Source organism: Pseudomonas silensiensis (genome assembly GCF_050434865.1).
Lineage (GTDB): Bacteria > Pseudomonadota > Gammaproteobacteria > Pseudomonadales > Pseudomonadaceae > Aquipseudomonas > Aquipseudomonas fluorescens_W.
On sequence record NZ_JBNDJH010000010.1, the window covers coordinates 124,669 to 140,904 of the forward strand.

Consider the following 16,236-nt stretch of genomic DNA (forward strand, 5'->3'; position numbering starts at 1 on the left):
AATCTTTAGAAGTTGCCTTGTACCCAGCTCTTGAAGCGATCGAGCAAGGCGACTTTCGGTTCTTCATTGCTGTAGCTGTCGCGGCTGCTGATGCCCGAGAACGAAATCCCGTCGGACTGCTTTTGCAGGCCGTACATCAACAGGCCAACGCCAGTGGAATAAATCGGGTTACGGACCACGTCGTCCAGGCCCTTGACGCCATGCGGCACGCCCAGGCGGACCGGCATGTGGAAGATTTCTTCGGCCAGTTCGACCGCGCCTTCCATCTTCGACGTACCACCGGTCAGCACGATGCCGGCCGGGATCAGGTCTTCGTAGCCACTGCGACGCAGTTCGGCCTGGATCAGCGTGAACAGCTCGTCGTAACGCGGCTCGACCACTTCGGCCAGGGCCTGACGGGACAGCTCGCGCGGTGGACGGTCGCCAACGCTTGGGACCTTGATGGTTTCACCGGCACCGGCCAGTTTGGCCAGGGCGCAGGCATAGCGAATCTTGATTTCTTCGGCGTACTGGGTCGGAGTGCGCAACGCCATCGCGATGTCGTTGGTCACCTGATCGCCCGCAATCGGGATCACTGCGGTGTGACGGATCGCGCCTTCGGTGAAGATCGCGATGTCGGTGGTGCCGCCACCGATGTCCACCAGGCACACGCCCAGCTCTTTCTCGTCGTCGGTCAGGACCGAGTAGGCCGAAGCCAGTTGCTCGAGAATGATGTCGTCGATTTCCAGGCCGCAGCGACGCACGCATTTTTCAATGTTCTGTGCGGCGTTGACGGCGCAGGTGACCACGTGAACCTTGGCTTCCAGACGTACGCCCGACATGCCCAGAGGCTCGCGAACGCCTTCCTGGTTATCGATCACGTAATCCTGCGGCAGGGTGTGCAGCACGCGCTGGTCCGCCGGGATCGCTACAGCCTGGGCGGCGTCGAGCACACGCTCGAGGTCGGCGGCGCTGACTTCGCGATCACGAATCGCCACGATGCCGTGAGAGTTCAGGCTGCGGATATGATTGCCAGCCACGCCGACGAACGCCGAGTGAATGCGGCAACCAGCCATCAGCTGCGCCTCTTCGATCGCGCGCTGGATCGATTGCACGGTGGACTCAATGTTCACCACCACGCCTTTCTTCAGGCCACGGGACGGATGGGTACCGATCCCGACGATTTCCAGCGTGCCGTCGTCCGAGACCTCGCCGACCAGCGCCACCACCTTGGAGGTGCCGATATCGAGACCGACGATCATTTTGCCGCTTTGCACGTTTGCCATGGTCCTGCCTCTTCTCAATTCTTCGCGACAGCGGGTTGGGCTGCCGTGGGCGCTACAGGTTCCCGCCAGCCAACAGCGAGGCCGTTGGCATAGCGCAGATCGATGCGCGCAATGTTCGTAATCTGTTCTTTAAGCGTCTTGTCATAGATGGCAATGAAGCGGCGCATCTTTTCCAGCAGGTTGCCGCGTCCCAGCAACAGTTCGATTCCCGGGCCTGCGCTGCCGGCGCCGGTGGTCAGGAACCAGCTGCCTCGTTCACGCAACTCCAGGCGCGCAATCGAGAAGCCCAACGGCCTGAGCATCTGGCTCAGCACCTGGTATTGCTGCATCACTTGTTGTTGGGCCCGTTGTGGGCCGAACAGCTGTGGCAAGTGTTCGTAGTTCGCCAGCTCTCTCGGGGTGAACGCCTGACCCTGGTTGTTCAACAGCGACTCATCGCCCCAACGGGCCACCGGCAGTTGTTCTTCCAGGCGGATCACCACTTGATCCGGCCACACCCGACGCACTTCGGCGTGGGCAATCCATGGCATCGTTTCAAGCTCGGTGCGCATGCTCTCCAGGTCGATGGTGAAGAAGCTCGACGCCACGTATGGGGCGATCCGCTGCTGCACCGCTTGCTGGCTGATGTAACTCAAGTCGCCCTGCACGTTGATCTTGGTGATCGGCCGGTCGGCGTACGGCAGCAAACGCTGTGCGCCTTCGTAAGTACCGAAACCCAGTGCGACCAACAGCACCGGCCAGAACAGGCTTTTCAGAAAACCAAAATTGGCTTTCGGCAGGCGCGCAGACATCGGCTCTTTGGCCACCATTCGGCTGGCACCCCGCGGTACCGGCTTGCGGCCGGGTGGTGCGGAGGGCTGATGTCTCAGCTGTGCGCCTTGCATGGTCTTAACCTCGCGGCTCGATACTTGCGGCCAGAATCGCCAGAACCAGTTGCTGGAAATCCAGACCGGCAGCACGAGCTGCCATCGGCACCAGACTGTGATCGGTCATGCCCGGTGCGGTATTGACTTCCAGGAACCAGAACTGCCCGTCGGCGTCCTGCATCACGTCAGCCCTGCCCCAACCGGCGATACCCAGCGCCTCACAGGCTTTCGCCGTGAGGTCCATCAGTTCTTTTTCTTTGCTGCTGTCCAGGCCACACGGAATCCGGTACTGGGTATCGGAAGCCACGTACTTGGCGTCGTAGTCGTAGAAACTGTGCGTCGTGCCCAGGGCGATTGGTGGCAACACCTGGTCACGCAGGGTGGCGATGGTGAACTCCGGACCTTGAATCCATTGCTCGACCAACACTTGCGAATCGTAGGTACTGGCCGCTTTCCACGCGTCGATCAACTCCGACGCGGAGGTCACTTTGGCCATCCCGATACTTGAACCTTCATGGGCCGGTTTGACGATCAAAGGGAAGCCCAGTTCCGTCGCCGCGCAAATACAATCGGCCTCGGAGCTCAGCACGGCATGGCGTGGCGTCGGAATACCGAGGCTGTGCCAGACCTGTTTGGTTCGCAGCTTGTCCATGGCCAGCGCGGAAGCAAGAATGCCGCTGCCGGTGTACGGAATACCCAGGCATTCCAGCAGGCCCTGCATGCTGCCGTCTTCACCGCCACGACCGTGGAGAATGATGAAGGCGCGATCGATTTTTTCGTTCAGCAGACGCTGCAAAAGATCATCGCCCACGTCGAGACCAAACGCGTCCACACCGGCGCTTAGCAGCGCGTCGAGAACCGCGTTACCCGACTTCAGGGAAACCTCACGCTCGGCACTCTTGCCGCCGAAGAGCACGGCGACGCGGCCGAAATCTTTCGGCGCGATAGTGGAGACGAGGTTGGCGTAAGCAGCGGTCATTTCAACTTCCCCACACTCGGCGCAGCAACGGCGCCTGCGAACAACGGACTTTTCAACAGTTTCGGTGCGAGACCGCCGATGTCACCGGCGCCCTGGCACAGCAGGATGTCGCCAGCACGCAGCAGCGGCTTGACGATGGGCGCGAGGTCAACACCGCGCTCGATGTAGATCGGGTCGAGCTGGCCGCGCTGACGGATGCTGTTGCACAGCTTGCGGCTGTCGGCGCCCGGGATCGGTTCTTCACCGGCCGGGTAGACTTCCATCAGCAGCAGGACGTTGGCGTCGGCCAATACATTGACGAAATCGTCGTACAGGTCGCGGGTGCGGCTGTAACGATGCGGCTGGTAGACCATCACAAGACGGCGTTCCGGCCAGCCACCGCGCACGGCTTTGATCACCGCGGCGACTTCGGTCGGGTGGTGACCGTAATCGTCGACCAGCATCACGTTGCCGCCTTCTACCGGCAGTTCGCCGTAGACCTGGAAGCGTCGGCCGACACCCTGGAACCCGGACAGGCCCTGGACGATGGCTTCATCGCTGACGCCCTCGTCAGTGGCGATGCAGATGGTGGCCAGCGCGTTCAACACGTTGTGATTGCCCGGCATGTTCACCGAAACATCCAGCGGATCGCGATCAGGACGCAGCACGGTGAAGAAGGTCTGCATGCCCTGCTGACGCACATTGATTGCGCGCACGTCGCAGTCGTCGCCGAAGCCATAAGTGACGGCCGGGCGTTTCACCTGCGGCAGGATTTCACGCACTACCGGATCGTCCAGGCACACCACCGCCAGACCGTAGAACGGCAGGTTGTGCAGGAACTCGACGAAGGTTTTCTTCAGTTTATTGAAGTCACCGTCGTAGGTCGCCATGTGGTCGGCGTCGATGTTGGTGACCACAGCCACCAGCGGCTGCAAGTGCAGGAAACTGGCGTCGCTTTCGTCAGCTTCAGCGATCAGGTAACGGCTGGTGCCAAGCTGGGCATTGGTGCCCGCGGCATTCAGACGGCCACCGATCACGAATGTCGGGTCCAGGCCACCGGCGGCAAACACCGAAGCGATCAGGCTGGTGGTGGTGGTTTTGCCATGGGTACCGGCGACGGCAATGCCGTGGCGGTAGCGCATCAGCTCAGCCAGCATTTCAGCGCGAGGCACCACCGGAATTCGGCGTTCCAGGGCAGTGGCGACTTCCGGGTTGGACGTGTTCACGGCACTGGAGGTGACCAGTACATCGGCGGTCGCGGCGTTCTCGGCGCGGTGGCCGATAAAGATCTGGGCGCCGAAGGACTCGAGACGCTCGGTCACCGGCGAAGCTTTCAGGTCGGAACCGGACACTTCATAGCCCAGGTTCAACAACACTTCGGCAATACCGCACATGCCCACGCCGCCGATTCCGACGAAGTGGATGCGACGGATGCGGCGCATTTCCGGTTGCGGCATGGCTTTCTGATTCTCAACCATGGGCCACCTCCAGGCAGGTATCGACCACGTTACGGGTTGCATCGGGTTTGGCCAGGCGGCGTGCCGCGGTAGCCATGTCGGTGAGTCGTTGTGGTTGCATCAGGACCTCTGTCAGGCGTGCGGCAAGATCCGCTGCGCCAGTCGTTCTTTGCGGCAACAGGAAGGCAGCGCCTTCACGGGCCAAATAATCGGCGTTGCGGGTCTGGTGATCGTCGATCGCGTGGGGCAAAGGCACCAGCATCGAGGGCAGACCGGCGGCGGCCAGTTCACTGATGGTCAACGCGCCTGCGCGGCACACCACCAGGTCGGCCCAGCCATAGGCTTGGGCCATGTCTTTGATGAAAGGCTGCACTTGCGCCTCGACGCCAGCCGCGCGATAGCGCTCTGCAGTCACTTCATCGTGGTTTTTGCCGGCCTGATGAAACACTTCCGGGCGCAGGTCGGGGGCGACTTGCGACAGGGCTTCAGGCAGCAACTTGTTCAACGGTTCTGCGCCCAGGCTTCCACCCAGGATCAGCAAACGCGCCTTGCGACCGGCCAGAGCCTGTCGCGGTGTTTCGAGGAACAGCTCGGTGCGCACCGGGTTACCGGTGGTCCGACGGCTGCCCGACAGGGTAAAGGTGTCGGGGAACGCTTCACAGACTCGGGCGGCCAACGGCACCAGCAACCGATTGGCGGTACCCGCCACGGCGTTCTGTTCGTGAACGATCACCGGCACACCGGCCAGTTTGGCTGCAACGCCACCAGGACCGGTCACATAACCACCAAAGCCGACGACACACACCGGCCGCAGCTGACGAATGATCGCCCGCGCCTGCCAGATCGACTTGAGCAACATGAACGGCGCCTTGAGCAGGGACAATTTGCCCTTGCCACGCAATCCGCTGGCATTGATCCGATGCAGTTCAATGCCGGCCATCGGCACCAGGTCGTTCTCGATGCCTCGCGGCGTTCCGAGCCAATGCACGGTGTAACCGCGGGCCTGGAATTCGCGAGCACACGCCAGCGCCGGGAACACGTGGCCACCGGTGCCGCCCGCCATGATCAATACGTTAGCGCCCATGGGTCGGCTCCTCGGCGAAGTCGCTCTCATGGAACTCCATCTCTTCGCTGCCCAAGTGGGTTCGACTCTCCCATTCGATGCGCAGCAACAAGCCCAGACACCCACCGCAGATCACCAACGAACTGCCGCCGTAACTGAGGAACGGTAGGGTCAGGCCTTTGGTCGGCAACAGGCCGACGTTCACCCCGATGTTGATCAGGAACTGGCCGATCCACAGGAACGACAAGCCGTACGCGATGTAGGCGGCGAAGAATTGCTTGGCCTTCTCGGCCCAATAACCGATGTACATGCCACGAACGCAAACGAACACGAACAGCGCGACCGTACACAAGGAGCCCACGGCCCCCAGCTCTTCGGCAAGCACCGAGAACACGAAGTCAGTGTGGGCTTCCGGCAAGTAGAACTGTTTCTGCACGCTGTTGCCCAGGCCGACGCCGAGCCATTCGCCGCGACCAAAAGCAATCAAGGCTTGCGACAACTGGTAGCCGGCACCGAACTGGTCGGCCCACGGATCCGCAAAGTTGGTCAGACGCGCCATTCGATAGGGCTGCACTTGAATCAGCAACACCACCGCTGCGACCGCCAGCACCACCATCAAGGAAAACCGGAACAGCCCGACGCCGCCGAGGAACAGCATCGCCGCAGCGGCGCCCATCATCACGACGGTGGCGCCGAAGTCCGGTTCCATCAGCAACAGGCCTGCCATTGGCAGCAGAACGATGAACGGCTTGAAGAAGCCCATCCAGCTTTCACGCACTTCTTTCTGACGACGCACCAGATAACCGGCGAGGTAAATCACCACGAACACCTTGGCGATTTCGGAAGGCTGGACGTTAAAGAAGCTGAAACCGATCCAGCGCATCGAACCGTTCACTTCCCGGCCGATCCCCGGAATGATCACCATCACCAGCAAACCGAACGCACCAATCAACATCAGCCAGCCCAGGCGTTGCCAGGTGGCGATCGGAATCATCATGGTGACGATGCAGGCACCCAGGCCCAGCACGATGTAGATAAGGTGGCGAATCATGTAATACAGGGCGCTGCCCGACTGCACGGCCCCCACTTCGGTCGAGGCCGATGCAATCATGACCAGGCCCAGACCGATCAAGGCCAGGCAACCGGCGAGCATCGGGAAGTCGAGGTCGATACCGCGCCCGGTGATCAACGGCGACGGATACGGCTTGATGATGTTCATCAGGCTCATGCCAGATCCTCCACAGCGCGGACGAACTGGTGACCACGGTCTTCGTAATTCTTGAACATGTCGAAACTGGCGCAGGCCGGCGACAGCAGCACCACATCTCCCGGTTGCGCAGCGGCGCGACATTGCTCTACCGCTTCAACCAGCGAACCGACCCGGATCAACGGCACCGCATCGCCGATGGCTTCGCCGATCTTGTCGGAGTCGCGGCCCATCAAAATGACGGCGCGGCAGTTGGCGGCTACCGGATCACGCAGGTCCTTGAACTCGGCACCCTTGCCGTCGCCGCCAGCGATCAACACGACTTTGCCGTCGATGTCTGCGCCCAGGCCTTCGATGGCTGCCAGTGCGGCGCCAACGTTGGTGGCTTTGGAATCGTTGTAGTAACCCACGCCATCCAGGTCACGGACCCACTGGCAGCGATGCTCAAGCCCCGCGAAGGTACGCAGGCTCGAGAGCATGGCATCGAACGGCAAGCCGACCGCGTGGCCCAGCGCCAATGCCGCCAAGGCGTTGGACTGGTTGTGGGCGCCGCGAATTTTCAACTCGCGCACCGGCATCAGGTTCTGGAATTCGAAGGCCAGGTACTTCTCGCCGTCTTCTTCGCGGATACCAAATGCCTTGAAATCAGGCTTGCTCAAACCGAAGGTCCAGCACGGCTGGCCTTCACCAATCAGCGGACGGCTCAGGGCATCCTGACGGTTGACCACAAACTGCCTGGCACCCCGGAAGATCCGGTGCTTGGCCAGGTGATAGGCCGGCAGACCGCTGTAGCGGTCCATGTGGTCTTCGCTGACATTGAGCACGGTCGCCACTTCGGCGTTGAGTTGATCGGTGGTTTCGAGCTGGAAGCTCGACAGTTCCATCACGTACAGCTCGACGTCGTCGCTGAGCAGGTCCAGCGCCGGCGTGCCGAGGTTGCCGCCAACGGCGACGCGCTTGCCGGCCACCGCAGCCATCTCGCCGACCAGTGTGGTGACGGTGCTTTTCGCGTTGGAACCGCTGATGGCGACAATCGGCGCCTTCGCGTTACGCGCGAACAGCTCGATGTCGCCGGACAATTTCACGCCACGGGCGGCGGCAGCCTGCAGGGCCGGGGTCGCCAGCGCCAGGCCGGGGCTCACGTAGAGCTCGTCGGCGCGGCACAGGAATTCGACGTCCAGCTCGCCACAACGCACTTCCACGTGCGGATAGTCACGCTTGAGCGTGGCCAGTTCCGGTGGATTTTCCCGCGTATCGGCGACAGCAAACGACGTGCCTCGGTTCGCCAGGAAGCGAACCAGGGACATGCCGCTCTTGCCGAGGCCGACAACGATGCGGAAGTGGTCAGAAGCGATCAGAGACACTCGTTCTACCTCAGCTTCAGGGTGGCAAGGCCAACCAGCACGAGAATCACGGTGATGATCCAGAAACGGACGATCACGCGTGGCTCGGGCCAGCCCTTGAGTTCAAAGTGGTGGTGAATCGGTGCCATGCGGAACACACGGCGACCGGTGAGCTTAAAGGACGCAACCTGAATGACGACTGACAGGGTTTCCATCACGAACACACCGCCCATGATGAACAGGACGATTTCCTGACGGACGATCACCGCGATGGTGCCCAGTGCCGCGCCCAGCGCCAGTGCGCCGACGTCGCCCATGAACACCTGGGCCGGGTACGTGTTGAACCAGAGGAACCCCAGGCCCGCGCCGATCAAGGCACCGCAGAACACAATCAACTCGCCTGCGCCCGGCACATACGGGATCAGCAGGTATTCAGCGAATTTCACGTTACCCGACAGGTAGCAGAAGATCCCCAACCCGCCACCAACCATTACGGTGGGCATGATCGCCAGACCGTCGAGGCCGTCGGTCAGGTTGACCGCGTTGCTCGAGCCAACGATCACGAAGTAGGTCAGGACGACGAAGCCTATACCCAGCGGAATGCTGTGGTCCTTGAGCATCGGCAGGATCAGGGTGGTTTCCACCGGTGTCGCTGCGGTCATATAAAGGAAGATCGCCGCGCCCAGGCCGAACACCGATTGCCAGAAGTACTTCCAGCGACTCGGCAAGCCACGGGAGTTCTTCTCGATCACTTTACGGTAATCGTCGACCCAGCCGATCGCGCCAAACAACAAGGTCACCAGCAGAACGGTCCAGACATAACGGTTGGTCAGGTCAGCCCAAAGCAATGTGCTGACGCCAATGGACGACAGGATCAGCGCGCCGCCCATGGTCGGGGTGCCCGACTTGGACAGGTGCGATTGCGGACCGTCGTTACGAACGGATTGACCGATCTGACGGTTCTGTAAAGTGCGGATCATCCACGGGCCATAGCACAGCGACAAAACCAACGCGGTCAGCACACCGAGAATCCCACGCAGGGTCAGGTACTGAAAGACCGCGAAGCCTTTGTAGAACTGTTGCAGATACTCCGCTAGCAGCAGCAGCATTAATGTTTCTCCAGGCTGGTCCCGCACAAAGCGGCGACGATGTTTTCCATCGCAGCGCTGCGCGAGCCCTTGATCAAAATGGTGGTGTTTGTGTCTTGCTCGGCGCCGAGGGCCTTGATCAGTTCAGCCTGAGTGGTGAAGTGATAGGCCTGCTCGCCGAAAGCGTTCACGGCGTGAGTCATCATTGGCCCGACAGCGTAAAGCGCGGAAACCTTGCCGCGGGCGTACGCGCCCACATCGCGGTGCCCCTGCTCCGCCCAATCGCCCAATTCGCCGATATCCCCGAGCACCAGAACGGTGCGGCCGGAAAAGCCGGCGAGTATATCAACGGCAGCGCACATGGAGGTGGGGTTCGCGTTGTAGGTGTCATCGATGACGCGCATGCCATTGCTGGCCAGTTGCGCGACTGTGCGGCCCTTGACCGGTTGTACTGCGCCGAGACCGGTGGCGATGCCGAACAGCGACACGCCCAGCGCATGGGCAGCAGCGGCGGCGGCCATCGCATTGGCAACGTTATGGGTGCCGAGCAGGTTCAGTTGAACGCGCTCCATACCTTCAGGAGTGTGCAGGTTGAAGGCCGGGCAACCGCGAGCGTCACGGTCCAGATCGCTGGCGTAGAAATCGGCGCTGACATTGCTCAAGGCGAAGGTCAGCACTTTGCGGCCGGCAGCGCGGGTCTTCCAGATGTCAAACGCCTTGTCGTCAAGATTGAGAACGGCGACGCCATCGGCATCCAGCCCTTCAATAATCTCGCCCTTGGCTTCGACGATTTTTTCCGGCCCGCCGAACTCGCCGACGTGGGCGGTCCCGGCGTTGTTGAGCACGGCCACATGAGGCTTGGTCATGCCGACGGTGTAGGCAATTTCGCCGAGACGCGAAGCACCCAGTTCAATCACCGCAGCGGTATGTTCCGGTGCGAGTTCGAGCAGGGTCAGCGGAACGCCGAGATCATTGTTCAGGTTGCCACGGGTCGCCAACACCGGACCGCGCGTGCGCAGGATGCTGGCGAGCATTTCCTTGACCGTGGTCTTGCCGCTGGAACCGGTGATGGCCGCAACCGGGTGGGTATAAGCAGCACGGTTCAGCGCGCCCAATTGACCGAGAGCCTGACGAGTATCTTTCACCAGCAATTGCGGCAGAGTGCTGTCGGCGACTTCGCGCTCGACCAACGCGGCTACGGCGCCTTTTGCGGCGACGTCATTGAGGTAGTCATGACCATCGAAGCGCGGGCCGGTCAGGGCAATAAAGAGCTGGCCTGGCTTGATCGCGCGGCTGTCGATGCTGACGCCGTCGAAGCTGGCATCGGCAGTGACCAAACGGGCATTCAGCGCGCCGGTCAGTTCGCTCAGTTTCAAGGCTTTAAGCATGGGCCACCTCCCACGCGGTCAAGGCGTGATCGGCCTCGACCAGATCGGAGAACGCGTGACGCTGGCCGTTGATTTCCTGATAGTCCTCGTGACCTTTACCGGCCAGGACAATCACGTCATCCGCCGAAGCGCTGGCGATCAATTGGGCAATCGCCTGGCCACGGCCAGCGACGAAGGTAACTTTATCCACAGCGGTAAAACCGGCGCGGATGTCGTCGAAGATCACTGCCGGATCTTCGGTGCGCGGGTTGTCATCGGTCACCAGCACGCCGTCAGCCAAACGCTCGACCACTTCAGCCATGAGCGGACGTTTGCCGCGATCGCGATCACCACCGCAACCGAACAGGCACAGCAAACGGCCTTTGGCGTGAGGACGCAGGGCCATCAAGACTTTTTCCAGCGCATCCGGGGTGTGGGCGTAATCGACCACCACCAGCGGCTGAGTACCGCCGCCGAGGCGCTGCATGCGTCCGGCCGGGCCTTCGAGTTTCGGCAGGACCTTGAGAATTTCGTCCAGCGCGTAGTCCAGCCCCAGCAAGGCGCCGACCGCGGCCAGCACGTTGCTCAGGTTGAAACGACCGAGCAAGGTGCTGCGCAAGTGATGCTCACCCTGCGGCGTGACCAACGTGGCGCGCACACCTTCGTCATCGAACTGCGCTTCACGGCAATAGAGGTAGGCGCTGGCATCTTCCAGGCTGTAGGTGATCAGGCGCGATTCGAGTTTGTCCGCAGCCAGTTGGCGGCCGAACTCGTCGTCGAGGTTGACCACCCGGCATTTCAAATCATTCCAGGCAAACAGCTTGGCCTTGGCTTCGCCGTAGGCTTGCATGGTGCCGTGGTAATCCAGGTGATCGCGGGACAGGTTGGTCATCACCGCCACATCGAACGCCAGCGCGGTCACGCGGCCTTGATCCAGACCGTGGGAAGAAACCTCCATGGCGACCGCTTTGGCGCCGGCCTTTTTCAGGTCAGCGAGGGTCGCTTGCACGGCGATCGGGTTCGGCGTGGTGTGCAAGCCGCTTTCGAGCGCGCCGTAGAAACCGGTGCCCAACGTGCCGACGATGCCGCAGTGCTGGCCGAGCAAATCCAAGGCTTGCGCAACCAACTGCGTCACACTGGTTTTGCCGTTGGTGCCGGTCACGCCGATCAGGTTCAGGTGACGACTAGGGTCACCGTAAAAACGCCCGGCGATGTCCGACAGCTGCGCTGCCAGGCCTTTGACCGGAATCAGCGGCACATCGGTAATCGGCAATACGGTCGCGCCTTCGACTTCATACGCCACAGCGGCAGCGCCGCGTTGCAGGGCGTCGGCGATGTGCGCGCGGCCGTCGAACTTGCCGCCAGGAACGGCGAGAAACAGATCGCCAGCCCGCACGTTGCGGCTGTCCAGGGTCAGTTCGCGGATCAACAGATCGCGGCCGGCGTGGGCGAAAATCTTGTTCAGACTCAGAGACATCAGCCTCGCCCTCCATTGGCTTTCAGCGGAACGACCGGTGCTGCGTTCGCTTGTTGAGTAGGTGGCAGGTTGTCCGGAGTGATGTTCATCAGGCGCAAGGTCCCGGACATCACTTTGCTGAACACCGGCGCCGATACCAGACCACCGAAGTAACCGGCTTTGGTCGGCTCATCGATCACCACCACGATGGCGTAGCGCGGATCGTTCATCGGGCCGAAACCGGCGAACAGCGAGCGGTAGGAATTCTCGGCATAGCCTTTGGTGCCGACCGACGTTTTACGCGCGGTACCGGACTTGCCGCCCACGTGATACGCCGGCACTTGCGCACGGAATACACCGCGCGGCGCTTCGATCACTTGTTGCAGCATGGTTTGCATGGTTTTCGCGACAGCTTCCGGCAATACCTGTGTGGTTTGCGGCGCCTTGTCGGTTTTGATCAGGGTCAGCGGCGCGAGGCGACCATTGTTGGCCAGGGCCGAGAAGGCGTGGACCAACTGGATCGCGGTCACCGAGATACCGTAGCCGTACGACAGCGTGGCGGTTTCAGCCTTGCGCCATTCGCGGTAGTTCGGCAGGTTGCCGACGCGCTCGCCCGGGAAGCCCAGGCCGGTGTCCTGGCCGAGGCCGACTTTTTGCGCCAGACGGAAAATAGTTTCGCCGCCGATATCGAAGGCGACCTTACTCATGCCGACGTTACTGGAGTTGATCAGGATGCCAGTCAGGTCGAGCACCGGACCTTCGCTCTTGGAGACGTCCTTGATGGTGTATTTACCAATCTGCAAGGTGCCCGGATAAACCTCGACGGTATCGGTCGGCTTCCAGCGCCCGGTTTCAATCGCGGCGCTCATGGAAATCGCTTTCATGGTCGAACCCGGTTCGAACACGTCGATCATCGCGCGGTTACGCATCATCGCCGGTTGCAGGTTGCGACGGTTGTTCGGGTTGTAGGTCGGCTGATTGACCATGGCGAGGATCTCGCCGCTCTTCACGTCCATGATCACCAGGCTGCCGGCCTTGGCGCCGTTCTCGATGATCGCGTTACGCAGTTCACGGTTGGCCAGGTATTGCAGACGCAGATCAATGGACAACGCCAAGGGCTTTCCGGCCTTGGCGTTTTTGGTGACCTGAACATCCTTGATAAGTCGGCCACGCCGATCCTTGATCACCTGTCGCTTGCCGGGGACCCCAGCCAGCCATTCGTCGTAGGCCAGCTCGACGCCTTCACGACCGTGGTCATCGATGTCGGTAAAACCGACCATATGGGCAGTGACTTCACCGGCCGGGTAGAAACGACGAAATTCTTCGATGCCATAAACGCCCGGCACTTTCAGATCGAGCACGGACTGGCCCTGCTCGGGGGTCAGCCCGCGCACCAGGTAAATGAATTCTTTGTTGGCCTGGGCTTCAAGACGTTCGGCCAGGGCTTTCGGGTCCTGCCCCAGGGCAGCCGCCAGTGCAGGCCACTTCTCTTTGGCCGTTTGCATTTCCTTGGCATTGGCCCAAAGAGTGGTGACTGGGGTACTCACAGCCAAAGGCTCGCCGTTACGGTCGGTGATCAGACCACGGTGAGCCGGAATCGGAATATGACGGACACTGCGCGCATCGCCCTGACCTTTAAGAAAGGCACGGTCGACGACCTGCAGATCGATAATGCGCCAGGCAATCGCCACGACCATGACGCCGAGCAAACCCAGCACCAGGCGGAACCGCCATGGAAAGAGTGCGCCCTCGAGTTTCATCATGGCGCCACCATCTGCACTTCAGCGGCGCCAGGAATGCGCATCTTCAGTTGCTCGGTCGCCAGGACTTCGATACGGCTGTGGGCAGTCCAGGTGCTCTGTTCGAGAATCAAACGGCCCCATTCCGCTTGCGCCTTGTCGCGCACGCTCAGCTCGTTGTACAACGAGTTCAACAGTTGACGGTTCCAGTGGGCGCTGTAGGAAACGCCGATGGCCGACACGAGCACGCCAATAAACAGCAGCAGCATGAAAAAGCTTCCGCCGGGAAGTGGCTTGGCGAAAAGCTTGCTCACCGCAGCTTCTCCGCGACGCGCATGACGGCGCTACGGGAGCGTGGGTTGGCTTTGAGTTCGGCCTCGGAGGCGGACTGCGCTTTGCCATGGATTTTGATAATGGGTTCGAAGGCGACGTGACGGACCGGCAGGTTGCGCGGCAGGTTGTCGGCTTCGCCTTTCACCAGTTTGCGCATGAACAGTTTGACGATGCGGTCTTCCAGCGAGTGGAAGCTGATGACGACCAGACGGCCGCCGACTTCCAGGCATTCCAGCGCGGCTTCGAGGCCGGCTTCCAGATCACCCAGTTCGTTGTTGACGTGAATGCGCAAGCCCTGGAACGCACGGGTTGCCGGGTTTTTGCCCTTTTCCCATGCAGGGTTGGCGACTTTCAGGACTTCAGCCAGATCGGCGGTGCGCTCGAACGGCTTGATGTCGCGACGCTCGGCCACGGCACGGGCCATGCGGCCGGAGAAACGTTCTTCGCCGTATTGCTTGAACACCCGGGCGATTTCTTCCACAGGGGCGGTGTTGACGAATTCGGCAGCGCTGATCCCGCGGGACGGATCCATGCGCATGTCCAGCGGGCCATCATTGAGAAAACTGAAGCCGCGTTCAGGGTCGTCGAGCTGCGGCGAGGACACGCCGAGGTCGAGCAAAACGCCGCTGACCTTGCCGGCCAGACCCCGTTCGGCGACTTCCGAACCGAGCTCGGCAAAGCTGCGCTGCACAACGACAAAGCGGCCGTCTTCGGCCGCTAGCGTTTGCCCGGTGGCAATCGCTTGAGGATCCTTGTCGAATCCGAGTACCCGACCATCGGGGCCGAGCTGGCTGAGGATCAATCGACTGTGTCCGCCACGCCCGAACGTACCGTCCAGATAGCAGCCATCAGGACGTACGGCGAGAGCCTCCACGGCTTCGTCAAGCAGTACGGTGATGTGGTTAAAGCCGCTATCAATAGTCACAGGATCAAATCACGCAGTTCATCAGGCAGGGCGCCCGGTTGTTGAATGGCAGCCAGGTCAGCGGCAGAAACCGCATCCCAGGCATCCTCGTCCCACAATTGGAACTTGTTCAGTTGGCCTACCAACATCGCGCGCTTATCCAACTTGGCATATTCACGAAGACGCGGCGGAACCAGAAAACGACCACTGCCATCGAGCTCGAGGTCGACGGCATTACCGATCAGTAAACGTTGCAGGCGGCGGCTCTCTTCGCTAAACGAAGGGAGTGTGCGCAGTTTGGTTTCAATAATTTCCCACTCATCGAGGGGGTAAACACACAAACACGGATCAACGGCATCAATGGTGACGATTAACTGCCCGGAACTACGCGAAACGAGCTCGTCACGGTACCGGCTCGGCATAGCGAGACGGCCCTTTGCGTCGAGACTGATAGCGTTAGCTCCGCGAAACACGACAGCGTTTCTCCAAATATTAGCGTTTTGAGTTCAAAAAACCCACTTCATGCCACTTTCCGCCACTTGTGCACACTATAGGAATGCGGCCACCGCACCGTCAAGGCGCGGATTAAAGGAAAACCCTTACAGAACTGAGATTTAGGAGCGTATTAGGAGGGGTAAGGAGAATCAGACGTGTCATCCAGCTCAATAACTTGAACCAGCACTGATGGCTGCGCTCGAAAGTTAAAGTAATTTATTAAGAGTAAGATTTTTTCGGTATTACGAAAGTGCTTCTGCGACGATTGTGTAAGGAGGGGAATTGCCATCACCAGCGCCCTGCTCAATGATTTAAGCAGAGGGTAGAAAAAAGGTGGAGAGTCGATCTGTAAGCCGGGTTCTGTCTTGAACAGTCATTCGTCTACGATGGCCATCACTGGACATCTTTAGCAACCTACCCGGTCCCAGCGCGGGCCACGCCTTGGGACCCTATTTGGTCTTGCTCCAAGTGGGGTTTACCTAGCCACGAACTGTTGCCAGTCGCGCGGTGCGCTCTTACCGCACCTTTTCACCCTTACCGGCGCCGAAGCGCTTAGGCGGTTATTTTCTGTGGCACTTTCCGTAGGCTCACGCCTCCCAGGCATTACCTGGCACTTCGCCCTATGGAGCCCGGACTTTCCTCCCCCCCCTAATTCTCATAGAGGGCAGCGACTGTCCGATCGACTCTCCGCCGCG

General features: G+C 60.7%; 14 protein-coding genes and 1 other RNA gene. All 15 read right to left on the minus strand.

From position 1 onward, the window contains the following. Window positions 1-5: 5 nt before the first annotated feature. Window positions 6-1,265, minus strand: a complete 1,260-nt coding sequence (gene ftsA / locus QF010_RS16300; RefSeq protein ID WP_128873758.1) for a cell division protein FtsA — start codon at window positions 1,263-1,265, stop codon at window positions 6-8. Between the two features lie 14 nt (window positions 1,266-1,279). Beyond that, window positions 1,280-2,149 (minus strand): cell division protein FtsQ/DivIB, encoded by an 870-nt coding sequence (locus tag QF010_RS16305; protein ID WP_046053392.1) that lies wholly within the window; start codon window positions 2,147-2,149, stop codon window positions 1,280-1,282. A gap of 4 nt (window positions 2,150-2,153) precedes the next feature. Next, window positions 2,154-3,110, minus strand: coding sequence for a D-alanine--D-alanine ligase (locus tag QF010_RS16310; RefSeq protein ID WP_429533517.1), 957 nt, complete (start codon window positions 3,108-3,110; stop codon window positions 2,154-2,156). Then, window positions 3,107-4,567: a UDP-N-acetylmuramate--L-alanine ligase gene (gene murC / locus QF010_RS16315; protein ID WP_046053394.1), complete on the minus strand. Its 1,461-nt coding sequence runs from the start codon at window positions 4,565-4,567 to the stop codon at window positions 3,107-3,109. The genes QF010_RS16310 and murC overlap by 4 nt, the downstream gene beginning before the upstream one ends. Next, window positions 4,560-5,630, minus strand: a complete 1,071-nt coding sequence (gene murG, locus QF010_RS16320; RefSeq protein ID WP_429511926.1) for an undecaprenyldiphospho-muramoylpentapeptide beta-N-acetylglucosaminyltransferase — start codon at window positions 5,628-5,630, stop codon at window positions 4,560-4,562. Before murG ends, murC begins: the two co-directional genes overlap by 8 nt. Further along, on the minus strand, window positions 5,620-6,837 hold the full coding sequence (gene ftsW, locus QF010_RS16325; protein WP_033061335.1) for a putative lipid II flippase FtsW: 1,218 nt from the start codon (window positions 6,835-6,837) through the stop codon (window positions 5,620-5,622). Before ftsW ends, murG begins: the two co-directional genes overlap by 11 nt. Next, entirely contained in the window at window positions 6,834-8,180 is a 1,347-nt protein-coding gene (murD, locus tag QF010_RS16330) for a UDP-N-acetylmuramoyl-L-alanine--D-glutamate ligase (protein ID WP_429533518.1), read from the minus strand. The genes ftsW and murD overlap by 4 nt, the downstream gene beginning before the upstream one ends. Before the next feature lie 5 nt (window positions 8,181-8,185). After that, window positions 8,186-9,268, minus strand: a complete 1,083-nt coding sequence (mraY, locus tag QF010_RS16335) for a phospho-N-acetylmuramoyl-pentapeptide-transferase (RefSeq protein ID WP_033061333.1) — start codon at window positions 9,266-9,268, stop codon at window positions 8,186-8,188. After that, window positions 9,268-10,635, minus strand: coding sequence for a UDP-N-acetylmuramoyl-tripeptide--D-alanyl-D-alanine ligase (locus QF010_RS16340; RefSeq protein WP_429533519.1), 1,368 nt, complete (start codon window positions 10,633-10,635; stop codon window positions 9,268-9,270). Before QF010_RS16340 ends, mraY begins: the two co-directional genes overlap by 1 nt. Further along, on the minus strand, window positions 10,628-12,091 hold the full coding sequence (locus QF010_RS16345; protein ID WP_429533520.1) for a UDP-N-acetylmuramoyl-L-alanyl-D-glutamate--2,6-diaminopimelate ligase: 1,464 nt from the start codon (window positions 12,089-12,091) through the stop codon (window positions 10,628-10,630). Before QF010_RS16345 ends, QF010_RS16340 begins: the two co-directional genes overlap by 8 nt. After that, window positions 12,091-13,830 carry a peptidoglycan D,D-transpeptidase FtsI family protein gene (locus QF010_RS16350; RefSeq protein WP_185753120.1) on the minus strand — a complete coding sequence of 580 codons (1,740 nt, stop codon included), beginning with the start codon at window positions 13,828-13,830 and terminating at the stop codon, window positions 12,091-12,093. Before QF010_RS16350 ends, QF010_RS16345 begins: the two co-directional genes overlap by 1 nt. Then, window positions 13,830-14,123, minus strand: coding sequence for a cell division protein FtsL (gene ftsL, locus QF010_RS16355; RefSeq protein WP_003205353.1), 294 nt, complete (start codon window positions 14,121-14,123; stop codon window positions 13,830-13,832). Before ftsL ends, QF010_RS16350 begins: the two co-directional genes overlap by 1 nt. Then, window positions 14,120-15,067, minus strand: coding sequence for a 16S rRNA (cytosine(1402)-N(4))-methyltransferase RsmH (gene rsmH, locus QF010_RS16360; protein WP_008147489.1), 948 nt, complete (start codon window positions 15,065-15,067; stop codon window positions 14,120-14,122). The genes ftsL and rsmH overlap by 4 nt, the downstream gene beginning before the upstream one ends. Next, window positions 15,064-15,519 (minus strand): division/cell wall cluster transcriptional repressor MraZ, encoded by a 456-nt coding sequence (mraZ, locus tag QF010_RS16365; RefSeq protein WP_033061326.1) that lies wholly within the window; start codon window positions 15,517-15,519, stop codon window positions 15,064-15,066. Before mraZ ends, rsmH begins: the two co-directional genes overlap by 4 nt. Before the next feature lie 355 nt (window positions 15,520-15,874). After that, window positions 15,875-16,228: RNase P RNA component class A (gene rnpB, locus QF010_RS16370), an RNA gene on the minus strand. Between the last annotated feature and the right edge of the window lie 8 nt (window positions 16,229-16,236).

Coding starts and splice junctions, on each gene's coding strand:
- QF010_RS16340 (WP_429533519.1), bottom strand. CDS start 10,635: ATGCTTAAAGCCTTGAAACTGAGCGAACTGACCGGCGCGCTGAATGCC.
- QF010_RS16305 (WP_046053392.1), bottom strand. CDS start 2,149: ATGCAAGGCGCACAGCTGAGACATCAGCCCTCCGCACCACCCGGCCGC.
- ftsA (WP_128873758.1), bottom strand. CDS start 1,265: ATGGCAAACGTGCAAAGCGGCAAAATGATCGTCGGTCTCGATATCGGC.
- QF010_RS16345 (WP_429533520.1), bottom strand. CDS start 12,091: ATGTCTCTGAGTCTGAACAAGATTTTCGCCCACGCCGGCCGCGATCTG.
- murC (WP_046053394.1), bottom strand. CDS start 4,567: ATGGTTGAGAATCAGAAAGCCATGCCGCAACCGGAAATGCGCCGCATC.
- ftsW (WP_033061335.1), bottom strand. CDS start 6,837: ATGAGCCTGATGAACATCATCAAGCCGTATCCGTCGCCGTTGATCACC.
- QF010_RS16310 (WP_429533517.1), bottom strand. CDS start 3,110: ATGACCGCTGCTTACGCCAACCTCGTCTCCACTATCGCGCCGAAAGAT.
- mraY (WP_033061333.1), bottom strand. CDS start 9,268: ATGCTGCTGCTGCTAGCGGAGTATCTGCAACAGTTCTACAAAGGCTTC.
- QF010_RS16350 (WP_185753120.1), bottom strand. CDS start 13,830: ATGAAACTCGAGGGCGCACTCTTTCCATGGCGGTTCCGCCTGGTGCTG.
- murG (WP_429511926.1), bottom strand. CDS start 5,630: ATGGGCGCTAACGTATTGATCATGGCGGGCGGCACCGGTGGCCACGTG.